Consider the following 15,482-nt stretch of genomic DNA (forward strand, 5'->3'; position numbering starts at 1 on the left):
GCCACAACGAACCCGCAGCTCCCCGCGGCCCCCGGCGGAGCCGTCAGCGGCGCCCCTTCCCCGGGTCGACAAGACCGGCCCGGCGCAGCGCGTCAGCCATCGCCCCGTTGGCAGGCGGCGGCGCCTGACGAGAACCGCCACCGCCACCACGGCGCCCGGCGGCGCCGCCCTGCCGCTGCTGCGGCGGACGCCCACCGCGCTGCCGGCGCTCGCCGGAGCCGCCCTGCCCCTGCGGTGCCGCCTCGTCGTCCAGGCGCAGCGTCAGCGAGATCCGCTTGCGCGGGATGTCGACGTCGAGGACCTTCACCTTGACGATGTCGCCGGGCTTCACCACGTCCCGCGGATCCTTGACGAACGTCTTCGACATCGCGGACACGTGCACCAGACCGTCCTGGTGGACACCGACGTCCACGAACGCGCCGAACGCGGCGACGTTCGTCACGACGCCCTCCAGGACCATCCCGGACGAGAGGTCCGAGATCTTCTCCACGCCCTCCTTGAAGGCGGCCGTCTTGAAGGCCGGACGCGGGTCGCGGCCGGGCTTCTCCAGCTCCTTGAGGATGTCCGTGACCGTCGGCAGACCGAACGTCTCGTCCACGAAGTCCTGCGGCTTCAGCGAGCGCAGCACCGCCGTGTTGCCGATGAGCCCCGCGACCTCCTGCCCGGCGGTCTTCACCATGCGCCGGACCACCGGGTAGGCCTCCGGGTGCACGCTGGACGCGTCCAGCGGGTCGTCACCGCCGCGGATCCGCAGGAAGCCCGCGCACTGCTCGTACGCCTTCGGGCCCAGCCGCGCCACCTTCTTCAGCTCACCGCGGGACTTGAACGGGCCGTTGGCGTCCCGGTGCGCCACGATGTTCTCGGCGAGCCCGGAGGTGATGCCGGAGACCCGCGAGAGCAGCGGGGCCGACGCCGTGTTGACGTCCACGCCCACGCCGTTCACACAGTCCTCCACCACCGCGTCCAGCGAACGCGACAGCTTCACCTCGGACAGGTCGTGCTGGTACTGGCCGACACCGATCGACTTCGGGTCGATCTTCACCAGCTCGGCCAGCGGGTCCTGGAGCCGCCGGGCGATCGACACGGCGCCGCGCAGCGACACGTCCATGTCGGGCAGCTCCTGCGAGGCGAAGGCGGACGCCGAGTACACGGACGCGCCGGCCTCGGACACCATCACCTTCGTGAGCTTCAGCTCCGGGTGCTTGGTGATCAGTTCCCCGGCGAGCTTGTCGGTCTCGCGGGAGGCCGTGCCGTTGCCGATGGCGATCAGCTCGACCGCGTGCTCCTTCGCGAGCCGGGCCAGCTTGGCGATGGCCTCGTCCCACCGGTTGGCCGGGACGTGCGGGTGGATGACGTCCGTGGCGACGACCTTGCCGGTCGCGTCGACGACGGCGACCTTCACACCCGTACGGAAACCGGGGTCCAGCCCGAGCGTCGCGCGCGTGCCCGCCGGGGCGGCGAGCAGCAGGTCGCGCAGGTTCGCCGCGAAGACCCGCACGGCCTCGTCCTCGGCGGCCGTGCGCAGCCGCAGCCTGAGGTCGATGCCGAGGTGGACGAGGATGCGGGTGCGCCACGCCCAGCGGACCGTGTCCTGCAGCCATTTGTCGCCCGGGCGGCCCCGATCGGCGATCCCGAACCGGTGCGCGACCATCCCCTCGTACGACGAGGGGCCGTCGGTCGGCTCCTCGGGCTCCAGGACGAGGTCGAGGACCTCCTCCTTCTCGCCGCGCAGCATCGCCAGGATGCGGTGCGAGGGGAGCTCCGTGAACGGCTCGGCGAAGTCGAAGTAGTCGGCGAACTTCGCGCCCGCCTCCTCCTTGCCGTCCCGCACCTTGGCGGCCAGCCGCCCGCGCACCCACATGCGCTCGCGCAGCTCGCCGATCAGGTCGGCGTCCTCCGAGAACCGCTCGGTGAGGATCGCCCGGGCGCCGTCGAGGGCCGCCTGCGGATCGGCCACGCCCTTGTCGGCGTCGACGAACGCGGCGGCCGCGGCGAGGGGCTCGACGGTCGGATCGCCGAGCAGCCCCTCCGCCAGCGGCTCGAGACCGGCCTCGCGCGCGATCTGCGCCTTGGTGCGCCGCTTGGGCTTGTACGGGAGGTAGATGTCCTCCAGGCGCGCCTTGGTCTCGGCACCCCGGATCCGCGCCTCCAGTTCCTCGGTGAGCTTGCCCTGCTCGCGCACCGACTCCAGGATCGCCGTCCGCCGCTCCTCCAGCTCCCGCAGATAGCGCAGCCGCTCCTCGACGGTGCGCAGCTGCGCATCGTCGAGCATCTCGGTCGCTTCCTTGCGGTAGCGGGCGATGAAGGGCACCGTAGAACCGCTGTCGAGCAGCTCCACGGCAGCCCTGACCTGCCGCTCCCGTACGCCGAGCTCCTCGGCGATCCTGCCTTCGATGGACCCTACTTCGAGGGACCCGGGTGTCGTCACGTCCCGTACCGCCTTCTCCACTGAGGTTGCGCGGCAATTGTGGCAGGTGACACCGACACTCGGGGTCAGGGCGGCACCCGGCAGGTCGGGACGGTTCTTGTCAGAACCTCGCGGCTGCGACCCCGAGGCTCAGACCCTGCGGCTGCGGGTCGAGGACGAAGCGCCGCCGAAGAGCCGGGCCAGGGCCCGGAAGGGCAGCGTGACGACGGTGGCGATGGCGCCGCCGATCTGGCGCAGCACGTCTGCAATGGCACGGAACACGTAATTCCCCTTTCCTCTCCCGACCGCAGCGGCCGGGAGAGACCGGGTACCTCGCCAAAGCCTCACCATGCGTCACGGCCCGGCACAGTTGCCCGGGACCGTGGGCAGCACCCGTCAGCGCTTGCCGAGCAGGTCCGCCGGATACGCCCCGGCCTTCAGCGCCGCCTGCGCGAACCCCGCCCCCAGCTCGGTCAGCCGCGCCACCCCCTGCGCGCCCAGGTGCTCGTACGGGGCCCGGTCCAGGCGGTCCGTCTCCTGCTCGATCTCCTCGCGCAGGGCAACACCGCGCTCGGTGAGCTCACCGGTCGCGTCCAGCAGCCCGCGCTCACGCAGCCGGCCCGTCGCCGCGTCCCAGTCCTCCTGGCTCCAGCCGCGGGTGCCGAAGACCCACTTCGGTGTCATGCCCTTGCCCGTCGCCGTGTGGGTCACCATGGCCTCCAGCCCGTCCAGCCCCGCGGACATCAGCACGGCCAGATGCCCGTCGCCCCGGTGCTCGCGCAGCAGGGTCGCCGCATGCCAGTACGCGAGATGCGGTTCCTCGGGGACGGGCAGGTCGGCATGGGCGGCGTACAGGGGCCGCGCCCCGCGCGAGCAGGCCTCCGCGGCGCGCAGCGCGAGCCGCGCGGCCTCGGCCATCCCGGCCGACGCCACGGCCTCTTCGCCCAGCAGCCGGCGCAGCGTCGCGTCGACCGCACGCGCGCGTGCCGCCAGCACCTGGCCGGGTGTCGCGGTCTCCCACACCGCCGGCACGTGCCGGGCCACCAGCTCGTACTTGTAGTTGTAGAAGGCCGCGGTCACCGCCCCGGCCCCGACCGGCCCGAGGGCGGCGGCGCGCACGGCGAAGTTCACGGCGCGGGGATCGGTGACCCCGACGGCACGCAGTTCCCGGCCCACATCGGGTGAGAAGTAGTGCGTGGAGTGCAGGGAGTTGAGCACGTTGTGGCAGCGTCGGCCGGCGCGCGGCTCAAGGGCGGCAGTCGTCATGCCCGGGAGGTTACCAACCGCTTGGTATGCCCTCTACGGCCGCAGTCCTCATGGCAGAAAAGGTGGGGACTTCGTCATTGCGGCCACACCCCGGGCCCGCGAAGAATCGACGGCATGGCCCAGCGCACCGTTCTCGCCGTCCTCTTCGAGGGAGTGCAGAGCCTCGACGTCACCGGGCCCGTGGAGGTCTTCGCGGGCGCGGAGCTGCTCTCGCCGGGCGCGTACCGGATCCACACGGCGTCCCTGGACGGGGCGCCCGTACGGACCACCAGCGGTCTGACCCTCGTGCCCGACGTGTCCCTGGCCACCGCGCCCGACCCGGACATCCTCCTCGTCCCCGGCGGCACGGGCAGCCTGCGCCCCGACCCGCGCCTGGTCGACTGGGTGCGCGAGCACGGGCCGCGCGCCGCCCGCCTGGTCTCCGTGTGCACCGGCGCGTCCGTGCTCGCCGCGGCCGGCCTGCTGGACGGCCGCCGGGCCACGACCCACTGGGCGTACTGCGACCGGCTCGCCCGCGACCACCCGGCCGTCGAGATCGACCCCGACCCCGTCTACGTACGCGACGGACACATCGCCACCTCGGCCGGTGTCACCGCCGGCATCGACCTCGCCCTCGCCCTGGTGGAGGAGGACCTGGGCCGGGACGCCGCCCTCACCATCGCCCGCCACCTGGTCGTGTTCCTGCGCCGGCCCGGGAACCAGGCCCAGTTCAGCGCCCAGCTCGCGGCCCAGACCGCACACCGCGAGCCCCTGAGGGAGGTCCAGCGCTTCATCACCGAACGCCCCGACGCCGACCTCTCCGTCGAGGCCCTCGCCGCCCGCGCCCGTCTGTCGCCCCGCCACTTCGCCCGCGCCTTCCGGTCCGAGACGGGTATGACGCCGGGCCGCTACGTGGACCGGGTCCGACTCGAACACGCCCGCCGCCTGCTGGAGGACACCGCCGACGGCATCGAGGAGATCTCCCGCACCAGCGGCTACGGCACCCCCGAGGCCATGCGCCGCGCCTTCGTCAAGGCTCTGGGCACGCCCCCGGCGGAGTACCGCCGCCGCTTCCGCCCGGCGACGACGTCCTGACCCCCACTAAACCGACCGGAAGGTTCCCATGCAGATCGCCATCGTCCTCTACGACCGCTTCACCGCCCTCGACGCCGTGGGCCCCTACGAGACCCTCGGCCGGCTCCCGGACGCGGAGACCGTCTTCGTCGCCGAGGAAGCCGGCCCCGTACGGAACGAATCCGGCAACCTCGCCCTCGTCGCCGACCGGACCCTGGCCGACGTACCGAACCCCGACATCATCGTGGTCCCCGGCAGCCCGGGCCCGCTCCCGCTCGCGGCGGACGGACCCCTGCTCACCTGGCTGCGCTCCGCCGACGCCGGCAGCACCTGGACGACGTCCGTGTGCACCGGCTCCCTGCTGCTCGCCGCCGCCGGACTCCTCCGGGGCCGCCGCGCGACCTCCCACTGGCTGGCCCTGGAGGAGCTGAAGCGCCACGGCGCCGAGCCGACGGGGGAGCGGGTCGTCACCGACGGCAAGTACGTCACCGCGGCCGGCGTCTCCGCCGGCATCGACATGGGACTGACTCTGCTGGGCCGGATCGCGGGCGACACCCACGCGCAGATCGTCCAGCTCGCCGCCGAGTACGACCCGCAGCCGCCCTACGACGCCGGATCACCCGAGAAGGCCCCCGCGCACGTGGTCGAACTGCTCCGGTCGCACTCCGGCGTCATCCTCACGTAGGCACGCTCCAGCCGAACCGCGGCTGCCTGCGCTCCAGGAACGCGGTGACGCCCTCCGCGGTGTCGCCGCTCTCGCGTGCCCGCGCGGCCCAGTGGGCGTCGCGGTCCGTGCGGCCGTTCGCGAACTCCTTGGCCGCGGCCTGCGTCAGCTGCGAACGCGACGTCAGGATCCGGGTGAACTCGGCGACCCGCTTGCCCAGTTCGCCGTCGGGCAGCACTTCGTCGGCCAGCCCGGTGCGCAGCGCCCGCTCCGCGTCGATCAGTTCGCCGGAGAACAGCAGGTACTTGGCGGTGGCCGGCCCGACCAGGGAGACCAGCCGCCGGGTCGAGGACGCCGGATACACGATGCCGAGCTTCGCCGGCGTCACCCCGAACAGCGCCCCCTCCTCGGCGAACCGCAGATCACAGGCCGCCGCCAGCTGCGCCCCGCCGCCCACGCAGTGCCCGCGCACCGCCGCCAGCGTCGGCTTCGGGAACGCGGCGAGCGCCTCCTCGGCCGCCACGGCGAGCCGCTGCGCCTCCTCCGGCGAGCCCCGCAGTGTCGAGATGTCGGCCCCGGCGCAGAACGTCCCGCCCTCGCCGCTGAGCACCAGCGCCCGCACGGCCGGATCACCCGCGAGCCGCTCCAGCAGCGGCGGCAGGGAACGCCACATCCCGGCCGTCATGGCGTTGCGCTTCTCGGGATGATGGATGACGACCGTCGCGACCGAGTCGGTCACGCTGTACAGCAACTGCGGCTCCATGCGCCGGATGCTATCCGGATGCCAAACCCGTACAACCCGAATAGTTCGCCGAGACGGCACAACGGGGACAGGACCAGTCCCACAACTGACCGTGTCATACGCCAACGGTCATAAGTGCTCGATAGTTGCTGACTTCTGTTCAGCCCTGGGGTAGGGAGCGCATCGTTACCAACACTCGGGGTGTGGCGACAATCGAGCGTGAGGGTGGCGACCGGACGATGGACGACGACGGGCGTGGGTTCGGCCCACGCCCAGAGGGCGGCGCGGCGCCCTTCGGCCCCGGGCCCGCGGATCCGCTGCCGTACGAAGGGGTCTGGCGGTTCACCGCACCGGCGGTCGACGCCTCGGTGCCGCAGGCGCGGCACGCCGTACGGGACCTGCTGCTGCGTCAGGGGGTGCCGGCCTCGGACGACCTGGCCCAAGGGCTGCTGCTGATCGTCTCGGAGCTGGTGACGAACGCCGTGAAGCACGCGGCGGTGCTCTCACCGACCATCGCCGTCGAGCTGGCCGTCGGCGCCGAGTGGCTGCGCGTGTCCGTGGAGGACAACCACCCGTACCGGCCGACCGCACTGGAGACCGACCACGGCCGGACCGGCGGCCGCGGACTGCTGCTGGTGCGCGAGATCACACGCGAGGCCGGCGGTGTCTGCGAGGTCGACCACACCGCGAGCGGCGGCAAGGTGATCTGGGCCACCCTGCCGCTCAAACCCGTGCGCTTCCCCTGACAACCCGGTCCGCCAGGGCCGTCGTCACCATCCGGCCGACGCGCCGGTCAGCTCCCTGATCGCCGGCCGGGCTGCGTCCAGGACGGTCATGAACCAGGACGAGAAGGTGTCCTTGGCGTGCCGCTCCGCCAGCTCGGGCGGGGTCACGAACGCCGTCGACGCCACCTCCTCCGGATCCGGCCGCAGCACCGCCTGCACCATGCCGACGAAGAGGTGGTTGTACTCCTGCTCCACCAGACCGGACTCCGGGTCCGGGTGGTTGTAGCGGACCGTGCCCGCCTCGGCCAGCAGGGACGGGGAGGCGCCGAGTTCCTCGAAGGTCCGCCGCGCCGCCGCCGCGAAGGGCGCCTCACCGGGGTAGGGGTGGCCGCAGCAGGTGTTCGACCACACGCCGGGGGAGTGGTACTTGCCCAGCGCCCGCTGCTGGAGCAGCAGCCGGCCGTACTCGTCGAAGAGGAACACGGAGAACGCGCGGTGCAACTGCCCGGGTGGCTGATGGGCGGCGAGCTTCTCCGCGGTGCCGATCGTCACGCCGTCCTCGTCGACCAGTTCCAGCAAAATCGCGTCTGCGGTGCCGTTCGACGGGTTGTGCGTCGCGGTGGCAGGTGTGATCGGCATACCCATCCTTCACATCGGTCTTCGCGCCCCAAGTCTGCCGTACGAATCCGGCACTCCCGGCACTTCGCGACGCGCCCCGCATGTCCCGCGCGGTGGCGCGGAGCGCGGACGGCGCCGCTCGGACACCGGAAGAGGGACCCAGTAGGAGATCGTGCCCGGTGCGGTGGGCCGAAAATCGTCCCCGCGGGTGCGGTGAGAGCCAGGGCGCGGGCGCGCGCCGGAGGGCTGCGTACCCCGGCGCACTCACAGCACAACGCGCCCCACCAGCTCCATCAGCCCCGGAAGTCCCGTAAGCGGGCGCGTCAGTGACAGAGGCGCGCCTCGTGCTCCGCGTGCCCGCCCGGCTCCAGCTGGAAGGTGCAGTGCTCCACGTCGAAGTGACCGCCGAGACAGTCCTGGAGCTCGTGGAGCATCTTCTCGTGGCCGATCGCGCTCAGCACGTCCGAGCTGACGACGACGTGCGCCGACAGCACCGGCATGCCGGAGGTGATCGTCCAGGCGTGCAGGTCGTGGACGTCCTCCACCCCGTCGGTCGCCAGGATGTGGGCCCGCACCTCCGCCATGTCGACACCCTTGGGCGCCGCCTCCAGCAGGACGTTCAGGGTCTCGCGCAGCAGCTTCACCGTGCGCGGCACGATCATCAGCGCGATGACGAGCGAGGCGATGGGGTCGGCGGCCTGCCAGCCGGTGGTCATGATCACCAGGGACGAGACGATCACCGTGACCGAACCCAGGGCGTCCGCCGCCACCTCCAGGAACGCGCCGCGGACGTTCAGGCTCTCTTTCTGGCCGCGCATCAGCAGCGCCAGCGACACCATGTTCGCGACCAGGCCGATGACACCGAACACGACAGCGAGGTGGCCCTCGGTGTCCGCCGGAGTGACGAAGCGCTGGACCGACTCGTACAGGACGTACCCGCCGACCCCGAGCAGCAGCAGGCAGTTGGCCAGGGCGGCGAGTATCTCGGCGCGGGCGTAGCCGAAGGTCGCCCGGTCGCTGGGCGGCCGGTTCGCGAAGTGGATCGCGAGCAGCGCCATGCCCAGGCCCAGCGCGTCCGTCGCCATGTGCGCCGAGTCCGCGACGAGCGCGAGCGAGTCGGCGAGCAGCCCGCCGACGATCTGGACGACCACGATGCCGAGCGTGATCGCCAGCGCGACCCGCAGCCTGCCGCGGTACGCCGAGGTCGCCGTACCGCCGGCCGCCGCGCCGTGCGCGTGCCCGTGATCGTGCCCAGCCCCCATGAAAGCCGCCCTCCGGTGTCCGTCCGATTGTCGCTCTGATCGCGCCGAGCACCCCAGTGAACTACGGGGAGGGGGTATGCGCAACGCGGCACTGAACACCGTTGTCATGTGCCCTGACCTGCGGAAACGATGCGCAGGTCAGGGCGCCCTCAGGAGGTCAGGAGCTGTGGTGCAGGAGCCAGCCGCGCCAGGCCGACTCGGCCATCTCGCGCACCCCGCGCCGCGCGGTCCAGCCGAGTTCCTCCGCCGCCCGGGATGCCGAGGCGACCGCCCGGGGCGCGTCCCCGGGGCGGCGGCCCTCGACGAGCGGTGGCCGGCGGTCGCCGGTGACCTCACCGATGACCGTGATGAGTTCGCGCACCGAGACGCCCTCGCCCCGGCCGATGTTGACCGTCAGATCGCCCGTGACACCCTCGCCGCCGAGCCGCCGGGCCGCCGCGAGATGCGCCTCGGCCAGGTCGGCGACGTGAATGTAGTCACGGACGCAGGTGCCGTCCGGGGTGGGGTAGTCGTCACCGAAGATCCTGGGCGCCTCGTCGCGCGTCAGCCGGTCGAAGACCATCGGGACGATGTTGAAGACGCCCGTGTCGGCCAGTTCCGGCGCGGCCGCGCCCGCCACGTTGAAATAGCGCAGACATACCGTGGAGATCCCGTGCGCCCGGCCCGCCGCCCGCACCAGCCACTCCCCGGCGAGCTTGGTCTCGCCGTACGGGTTCACCGGCGCGCAGGGCGTGTCCTCCGTGATGAGGTCCACACCCGGGTCGCCGTACACCGCCGCCGACGACGAGAACACGAAGCGCTCGATCCCGGCCCCGGCGACCGCGTCCAGAAGGGTCACCAGACCGCCGACGTTCTCCCGGTAGTACCGCGTGGGCTGCGCGACGGACTCGGCGACCTGCTTGCGCGCCGCGAGATGCACCACACCCGTCACGCCGTGCTCGGCGAACACCCGTTTCAGCAGGTCACCGTCGAGCGACGAGCCCTCGACGAGCGGTACGTCCGCCGGCAGCCGCGCCGGTACCCCGGCCGAGAGGTCGTCCAGGGCGAGCACCCGCTCCCCGGCCTCGTTCATGGCCCTGGCCACGTGGGCCCCGATGTAGCCGGCCCCGCCGGTGATCAGCCAAGTCATGGTCGCCCACCCTATGCGGCCCTGGCCGGACCCTGCCCGATGTCCTCGATGTCCGGTCTGGGGGGCGCGGTTTGTGGGGCGGGCCCCGGATCCACGATGATGATCGCGGCAAAGGCCTGTGCGAACCACGTCGATCGATCCGCCGAACAGGCGGTGAACGCGGCCCTCCCGGCATCCGATAGCCTCTGCCGTCATGCCGCCCGGGAGCTTTCCGGCGCGGGCGCCCCCACCATGTACAGCACTGGCGCGGACGCGTCGGTACCCAGGGAGTGAATTCGGTTGTCGACCGCCATCCTCACCGGTCAGCCGGTCCCCGGATCGTCGATCGAGGGCGATCTGCGGTCCCTCGGCTTCGACGTGCGGGTCGCGGCCGACGCCGCCGAGGCCGAGACCCTGCTCGCCGGGGTGCCGGGCGAGGAGCGCGTGGCCCTGGTCGACGCCCGGTTCGTGGGGCATGTGCACGCGCTGCGCCTCGGCCTCACCGACCCCCGCTTCCCGCTCGCCGCGATCCCCGGCGCCGTCACGGCCCAGCCCGTCGGCCGCCAGGCACTGACCCGGGCGATGGCCCGTGAGAACTCCGCGGGCGGCGGCACCACCATGGTCGACAGCCTCGCCGACCGCATCGTCACCGCCCTGGACGCCGACGGCACCGAGGTGCACCGCCCCGAGCTGGGCAGCCTCGTCGCCGCCGTCCCCGCCGACCCGCAGGCCCGCAACGAGGCACGGCAGGCGGTGACGGACGTCGACGACGAGGCCGTACGCCTGAAGTCGGCCGTGAAGTCCCGCGACGGCTTCTTCACCACCTACTGCATCAGCCCGTACTCCCGGTACATCGCCCGCTGGTGCGCCCGCCGAGGCCTGACCCCGAACCAGGTCACCACCGCCTCGCTGCTCACCGCGCTCATAGCGGCGGCCTGCGCGGCCACCGGCACCCGCGGCGGCTTCGTCGCAGCCGGCGTCCTGCTCATCGCGTCCTTCGTACTGGACTGCACGGACGGCCAGCTCGCCCGCTACTCCCTGCAGTACTCCACGCTCGGCGCCTGGCTCGACGCCACCTTCGACCGGGCCAAGGAGTACGCCTACTACGCCGGCCTCGCCCTGGGAGCGGCCCGCGGCGGCGACGACGTCTGGGCCCTCGCCCTCGGCGCCATGGTCCTGCAGACCTGCCGGCACGTCGTGGACTTCTCCTTCAACGAGGCCAACCACGACGCCACCGCCAACACCAGCCCCACCGCGGCCCTCTCCGACAAGCTCGACAGCGTCGGCTGGACGGTCTGGGTGCGCCGCATGATCGTCCTGCCCATCGGCGAGCGCTGGGCGATGATCGCGGTACTCACGGCGGCCACCACGCCCCGTATCACCTTCTACGCGCTGCTCATCGGCTGCGCCTTCGCGGCGACGTACACCACGGCGGGCCGCGTGCTGCGCTCCCTGACCCGCAAGGCGCGGCGCACCGACCGGGCGGCCGGGGCGCTCGCCGACCTCGCGGACAGCGGCCCGCTCGCCCAGGGCGTGGCGCAGGCCCTCAGGCAGCCCGCCCGCGGGCTGCCGGGCTTCGCGACCCCCGCCGTCGCCCTCCTCGGCGGTCTCGCCGTGGTCCTCACGGCCGCACTGACCGGCTTCGGCGGACCCTGGCCGATCGTCGCGGCACTCGCCTACGCCCTCACCTCCGGCCTCGCCGTCGCCCGCCCCCTCAAGGGCGCCCTCGACTGGCTGGTCCCGCCGTTCCTCCGCGCCGCCGAGTACGGCACCGTCCTGGTCCTGGCGGCCCGAGCGGACGTGAACGGAGCCCTTCCTGCGGCTTTCGGGCTGGTGGCCGCGGTCGCCTACCATCACTACGACACGGTGTACCGCATCCGCGGCGACGCCGGAGCGCCCCCGGCCTGGCTGGTGCGTTCCATCGGGGGGCACGAAGGACGGACGCTGCTCGTCACCGTCCTCGCCGCGCTGCTCACCGCTTCGCAGTTCACGGTCGCGCTCACGGCTCTCGCCGTGGCCGTGGCCCTGGTGGTGCTCGTCGAGAGCATCCGCTTCTGGGTGTCCGCTGGGGCGCCCGCCGTACACGATGAAGGAGAACCCGCATGATCGGCCTCGTGCTGGCGGCCGGCGCCGGACGGCGTCTGCGCCCCTACACCGACAGCCTTCCCAAGGCGCTGGTGCCGGTGGGTCCCGCGGGTATAGAGGGCGAACCCACGGTTCTCGACCTGACACTCGGCAACTTCGCCGAGATCGGTCTCACCGAGGTCGCGATCATCGTCGGTTACCGCAAGGAAGCCGTGTACGAGCGCAAGGCGGCCCTGGAACAGAAGTACGGCCTCAAGCTCACCCTCATCGACAACGACAAGGCCGAGGAGTGGAACAACGCCTACTCCCTGTGGTGCGGGCGTGACGCCCTCAAGGACGGTGTGATCCTCGCCAACGGCGACACCGTCCACCCGGTCTCCGTCGAGAAGACGCTGCTCGCCGCCCGCGGCGACGGCAAGAAGATCATCCTCGCCCTGGACACGGTCAAGGACCTGGCCGACGAGGAGATGAAGGTCGTCGTCGACCCCGAGAAGGGCATGACGAAGATCACCAAGCTGATGGACCCCGCCGAGGCCACCGGCGAGTACATCGGCGTCACCCTCATCGAGGGCGACGCGGCCCCCGAACTGGCCGACGCGCTCAAGACCGTGTGGGAGACCGACCCGCAGCAGTTCTACGAGCACGGCTACCAGGAGCTGGTGAACCGCGGCTTCCGTATCGACGTGGCGCCGATCGGCGACGTCAAGTGGGTGGAGATCGACAACCACGACGATCTCGCCCGTGGACGGGAGATCGCATGCCAGTACTGACCCGGCTCATCCCCTCGCCGCTGGTCGTGGACATCCGCCCGGGTGCCCTCGACGACCTGGCGTGCGTCCTCGCCGACGAGCGCATCTCGCACTCCGGCCGCCTCGCCGTCGCCGTCAGCGGCGGCTCCGGCGCCAGGCTGCGCGAGCGCATCTCGCCGAGCATGCCCGGCGCCACCTGGTACGAGGTGGGCGGCGGCACCCTCGACGACGCGGTCCGGCTGGCGAGCGACATAAAGGCCGGCCACTTCGACGCGGTCGTCGGCCTCGGCGGCGGCAAGATCATCGACTGCGCCAAGTTCGCCGCGGCACGCGTCGGCCTGCCCCTGGTCGCCGTGCCCACGAACCTCGCGCATGACGGCCTGTGCTCGCCGGTCGCCACCCTCGACAACGACGCGGGCCGCGGCTCCTACGGCGTGCCGAACCCGATCGCGGTCGTCATCGACCTGGACGTCATCCGCGAGGCCCCGGTCCGTTTCGTCCGCGCCGGCATCGGCGACGCCGTCTCCAACATCTCCGCGATCGCGGACTGGGAGCTGGCCAATCGGGTCAAGGGCGAGCGGATCGACGGACTCGCCGCGGCCATGGCCCGCCAGGCCGGCGAGGCCGTACTGCGGCACCCGGGCGGCATCGGGGACAACGACTTCCTCCAGGTGCTCGCCGAGGCGCTGGTCCTCAGCGGCATCGCGATGTCGGTGTCGGGCGACTCGCGGCCGTCCTCCGGGGCGTGCCACGAGATCAACCACGCCTTCGACCTGCTCTACCCGAAGCGGGCCGCCGCCCACGGCGAGCAGTGCGGTCTCGGCGCGGCCTTCGCGATGTGGCTGCGCGGGGCGCACGAACAGTCGGCGTACATGGCCGAGGTACTGCGCCGGCACGGGCTGCCCGTGCTGCCGGACGAGATCGGCTTCACGACGGACGAGTTCGTCAAGGCCGTCGAGTTCGCCCCGGAGACCCGGCCCGGCCGCTACACCATCCTCGAACACCTCGACCTGAACACCGAACAGATCAAGGACACCTACGCCGACTATGTCAAGGCCATCGGTAGCTGAACTACGCCCCGTCGTTCACCCCGCGGGGGTGAAGGACCGGCGCAGCGGTGAGCACTGGATGGGACGCCTCTACATGCGTGAGGTGTCCCTGCGTGTCGACCGTTACCTGGTCAACACCAGGGTCACGCCCAACCAGCTCACCTACCTGATGACCGTCTTCGGTGTGCTCGCGGCCCCGGCACTTCTCATGCCGGGGATCCCGGGTGCCGTGCTCGGCGTGGTGTGCGTCCAGATGTACCTCCTGCTGGACTGCGTCGACGGCGAGATCGCGCGCTGGAAGAAGCAGTACTCGCTCAACGGCGTCTACCTGGACCGCGTCGGCGCCTACCTCACCGACGCCGCCGTGCTCGTCGGCTTCGGCCTGCGCGCCGCCGACCTGTGGGGCAGCGGCCGGATCGACTGGCTGTGGGCTTTCCTCGGCACCCTGGCCGCCCTCGGCGCCATCCTGATCAAGGCCGAGACCGACCTCGTCGGCGTCGCCCGGCACCAGGCCGGGAAGCCGCCGGTCCAGGAGGCCGCCGCCGAGATCCGCTCCTCCGGCATGGCGCTGGCCCGCAAGGCCGCCGCCGCGCTCAAGTTCCACCGCCTGATCCTCGGCATCGAGGCGTCCCTGCTGATCCTCGTCCTGGCCATCGTCGACCAGACTCGCGGCGACCTGTTCTTCTCCCGGCTCGGCGTGGCCGTGCTGGCCGGCATCGCGCTGGTGCAGACCCTGCTGCACCTGGTGTCCATCCTCGCTTCGAGCAGGCTGAAGTGAGCGGTATGAAGGTCGGCGCCGTCATCATCACCATGGGCAACCGCCCCGACGAGCTGCGGGCCCTTCTCGACTCGGTCGCGGGGCAGGACGGCGACCCGGTCGAGGTGGTCGTCGTCGGCAACGGCTCGCCCGTCCCGGACGTCCCCGAGGGCGTCCGCACGATCGAACTGCCCGAGAACCTCGGCATCCCCGGCGGCCGCAACGTCGGCATCGAGGCCTTCGGCCCGGCCGGCCGGGACGTCGACATCCTGCTGTTCCTCGACGACGACGGGCTGCTCGCCGGCCACGACACCGCCGAGCTGTGCCGGAAGGCCTTCGAGGCCGACCCGAAGCTCGGCATCATCAGCTTCCGCATAGCCGACCCGGACACCGGCGCCACCCAGCGCCGCCACGTGCCCCGGCTGCGCGCCGCCGATCCGATGCGCTCCTCCCGGGTCACCACCTTCCTCGGCGGCGCCAACGCCGTGCGCACCCGGGTCTTCGCCGACGTCGGCGGACTCCCGGACGCATTCTTCTACGCCCACGAGGAAACCGACCTGGCATGGCGGGCCCTCGACGCGGGCTGGATGATCGACTACCGGTCCGACATGGTGCTGTACCACCCGACGACCGCTCCCTCGCGTCACGCGGTCTACCACCGCATGGTCGCCCGCAACCGCGTCTGGCTCGCCCGCCGCAACCTCCCCGCGCCGCTCGTCCCGGTCTACCTCGGCGTGTGGCTGCTGCTCACCCTCGTACGCCGTCCCTCCGGCCCCGCCCTGCGGGCCTGGTTCGGCGGATTCCGCGAGGGCTGGACGACCCCGTGCGGGCCGCGCCGTCCCATGAAGTGGCGTACGGTGTGGCGGCTGACCCGGCTGGGCCGGCCCCCCGTCATCTGACAAGCTCGTATCGGAGTAGCCGGGAGCACCCGGGCCGTACCCTGGCCCCCGGCTCATGCAGGCCCGGACAGGCCGCGCATCTCGAAGACGAAAGTTTC

General features: G+C 72.0%; 15 protein-coding genes. 8 read left to right on the plus strand and 7 right to left on the minus strand.

Annotated elements, in window-relative coordinates; translation table 11 throughout:
• Window positions 1–43: 43 nt before the first annotated feature.
• From QF034_RS35160 to QF034_RS35170, 3 genes are all read right to left on the minus strand, one after another.
• Window positions 44–2,428 (minus strand): Tex family protein, encoded by a 2,385-nt coding sequence (locus QF034_RS35160; RefSeq protein WP_307178708.1) that lies wholly within the window; start codon window positions 2,426–2,428, stop codon window positions 44–46.
• A 129-nt stretch (window positions 2,429–2,557) separates the two neighbouring features.
• Window positions 2,558–2,689 (minus strand): LPFR motif small protein, encoded by a 132-nt coding sequence (locus QF034_RS35165; RefSeq protein ID WP_010042827.1) that lies wholly within the window; start codon window positions 2,687–2,689, stop codon window positions 2,558–2,560.
• 114 nt (window positions 2,690–2,803) lie between these two features.
• On the minus strand, window positions 2,804–3,673 hold the full coding sequence (locus tag QF034_RS35170) for an SCO6745 family protein (RefSeq protein ID WP_307178709.1): 870 nt from the start codon (window positions 3,671–3,673) through the stop codon (window positions 2,804–2,806).
• A 114-nt stretch (window positions 3,674–3,787) separates the two neighbouring features.
• Between QF034_RS35170 and QF034_RS35175 the strand changes: the two genes are divergently transcribed.
• Together QF034_RS35175 and QF034_RS35180 are read left to right on the plus strand one after the other, a co-directional pair.
• A complete protein-coding gene (locus QF034_RS35175) occupies window positions 3,788–4,747 on the plus strand; it encodes a GlxA family transcriptional regulator (protein ID WP_307178710.1) in 960 nt (319 codons plus the stop codon).
• Window positions 4,748–4,775: 28 nt separating this feature from the next.
• Window positions 4,776–5,411: a DJ-1/PfpI family protein gene (locus tag QF034_RS35180; RefSeq protein ID WP_307178711.1), complete on the plus strand. Its 636-nt coding sequence runs from the start codon at window positions 4,776–4,778 to the stop codon at window positions 5,409–5,411.
• On the opposite strand, the gene QF034_RS35185 is transcribed toward QF034_RS35180, so the two are convergent.
• The gene (locus QF034_RS35185) at window positions 5,404–6,153 is read right to left on the minus strand and encodes an enoyl-CoA hydratase/isomerase family protein (RefSeq protein WP_307178712.1); all 750 of its coding nucleotides are present in this window, start codon (window positions 6,151–6,153) and stop codon (window positions 5,404–5,406) included. The genes QF034_RS35180 and QF034_RS35185 overlap by 8 nt on opposite strands.
• A gap of 218 nt (window positions 6,154–6,371) precedes the next feature.
• On the opposite strand from QF034_RS35185, the gene QF034_RS35190 reads away from it, so the two are divergent.
• Window positions 6,372–6,878, plus strand: coding sequence for an ATP-binding protein (locus QF034_RS35190; protein WP_307180053.1), 507 nt, complete (start codon window positions 6,372–6,374; stop codon window positions 6,876–6,878).
• A 24-nt stretch (window positions 6,879–6,902) separates the two neighbouring features.
• On the opposite strand, the gene idi is transcribed toward QF034_RS35190, so the two are convergent.
• From idi to galE, 3 genes are all read right to left on the minus strand, one after another.
• Complete coding sequence (gene idi / locus QF034_RS35195) at window positions 6,903–7,496, minus strand: isopentenyl-diphosphate Delta-isomerase (RefSeq protein ID WP_307178713.1); 594 nt, start codon at window positions 7,494–7,496, stop codon at window positions 6,903–6,905.
• A gap of 302 nt (window positions 7,497–7,798) precedes the next feature.
• Window positions 7,799–8,737 carry a cation diffusion facilitator family transporter gene (locus QF034_RS35200; RefSeq protein ID WP_307178714.1) on the minus strand — a complete coding sequence of 313 codons (939 nt, stop codon included), beginning with the start codon at window positions 8,735–8,737 and terminating at the stop codon, window positions 7,799–7,801.
• 157 nt (window positions 8,738–8,894) lie between these two features.
• The gene (gene galE / locus QF034_RS35205) at window positions 8,895–9,866 is read right to left on the minus strand and encodes a UDP-glucose 4-epimerase GalE (RefSeq protein ID WP_307178715.1); all 972 of its coding nucleotides are present in this window, start codon (window positions 9,864–9,866) and stop codon (window positions 8,895–8,897) included.
• A 279-nt stretch (window positions 9,867–10,145) separates the two neighbouring features.
• Here galE and QF034_RS35210 point away from each other — a divergent pair, with 279 nt between their 5' ends.
• Genes QF034_RS35210 through QF034_RS35230 form a run of 5 tightly spaced genes read left to right on the plus strand, consistent with a single transcriptional unit; the run spans window position 10,146 to window position 15,384 of the window.
• Window positions 10,146–11,951 (plus strand): DUF5941 domain-containing protein, encoded by a 1,806-nt coding sequence (locus tag QF034_RS35210; protein WP_307178716.1) that lies wholly within the window; start codon window positions 10,146–10,148, stop codon window positions 11,949–11,951.
• Entirely contained in the window at window positions 11,948–12,700 is a 753-nt protein-coding gene (locus QF034_RS35215) for a phosphocholine cytidylyltransferase family protein (RefSeq protein ID WP_307178717.1), read from the plus strand. Before QF034_RS35210 ends, QF034_RS35215 begins: the two co-directional genes overlap by 4 nt.
• Window positions 12,688–13,749 (plus strand): iron-containing alcohol dehydrogenase family protein, encoded by a 1,062-nt coding sequence (locus QF034_RS35220; protein ID WP_307178718.1) that lies wholly within the window; start codon window positions 12,688–12,690, stop codon window positions 13,747–13,749. The genes QF034_RS35215 and QF034_RS35220 overlap by 13 nt, the downstream gene beginning before the upstream one ends.
• Window positions 13,727–14,506 (plus strand): CDP-alcohol phosphatidyltransferase family protein, encoded by a 780-nt coding sequence (locus QF034_RS35225; protein WP_307178719.1) that lies wholly within the window; start codon window positions 13,727–13,729, stop codon window positions 14,504–14,506. Before QF034_RS35220 ends, QF034_RS35225 begins: the two co-directional genes overlap by 23 nt.
• A gap of 5 nt (window positions 14,507–14,511) precedes the next feature.
• Window positions 14,512–15,384 carry a glycosyltransferase family 2 protein gene (locus QF034_RS35230; protein ID WP_307180054.1) on the plus strand — a complete coding sequence of 291 codons (873 nt, stop codon included), beginning with the start codon at window positions 14,512–14,514 and terminating at the stop codon, window positions 15,382–15,384.
• Window positions 15,385–15,482: the final 98 nt, after the last annotated feature.

This window comes from Streptomyces africanus, assembly GCF_030816955.1.
GTDB lineage: Bacteria > Actinomycetota > Actinomycetes > Streptomycetales > Streptomycetaceae > Streptomyces > Streptomyces africanus.

What these genes read in the sequence shown, in the direction of transcription:
- QF034_RS35215 (WP_307178717.1), top strand. Translation starts at nt 11,948, where the DNA reads ATGATCGGCCTCGTGCTGGCGGCCGGCGCCGGACGGCGTCTGCGCCCC.
- QF034_RS35190 (WP_307180053.1), top strand. Translation starts at nt 6,372, where the DNA reads ATGGACGACGACGGGCGTGGGTTCGGCCCACGCCCAGAGGGCGGCGCG.
- QF034_RS35220 (WP_307178718.1), top strand. Translation starts at nt 12,688, where the DNA reads ATGCCAGTACTGACCCGGCTCATCCCCTCGCCGCTGGTCGTGGACATC.
- QF034_RS35175 (WP_307178710.1), top strand. Translation starts at nt 3,788, where the DNA reads ATGGCCCAGCGCACCGTTCTCGCCGTCCTCTTCGAGGGAGTGCAGAGC.
- QF034_RS35230 (WP_307180054.1), top strand. Translation starts at nt 14,512, where the DNA reads ATGAAGGTCGGCGCCGTCATCATCACCATGGGCAACCGCCCCGACGAG.
- QF034_RS35180 (WP_307178711.1), top strand. Translation starts at nt 4,776, where the DNA reads ATGCAGATCGCCATCGTCCTCTACGACCGCTTCACCGCCCTCGACGCC.
- QF034_RS35200 (WP_307178714.1), bottom strand. Translation starts at nt 8,737, where the DNA reads ATGGGGGCTGGGCACGATCACGGGCACGCGCACGGCGCGGCGGCCGGC.
- galE (WP_307178715.1), bottom strand. Translation starts at nt 9,866, where the DNA reads ATGACTTGGCTGATCACCGGCGGGGCCGGCTACATCGGGGCCCACGTG.
- QF034_RS35225 (WP_307178719.1), top strand. Translation starts at nt 13,727, where the DNA reads ATGTCAAGGCCATCGGTAGCTGAACTACGCCCCGTCGTTCACCCCGCG.
- QF034_RS35185 (WP_307178712.1), bottom strand. Translation starts at nt 6,153, where the DNA reads ATGGAGCCGCAGTTGCTGTACAGCGTGACCGACTCGGTCGCGACGGTC.
- QF034_RS35170 (WP_307178709.1), bottom strand. Translation starts at nt 3,673, where the DNA reads ATGACGACTGCCGCCCTTGAGCCGCGCGCCGGCCGACGCTGCCACAAC.
- idi (WP_307178713.1), bottom strand. Translation starts at nt 7,496, where the DNA reads ATGCCGATCACACCTGCCACCGCGACGCACAACCCGTCGAACGGCACC.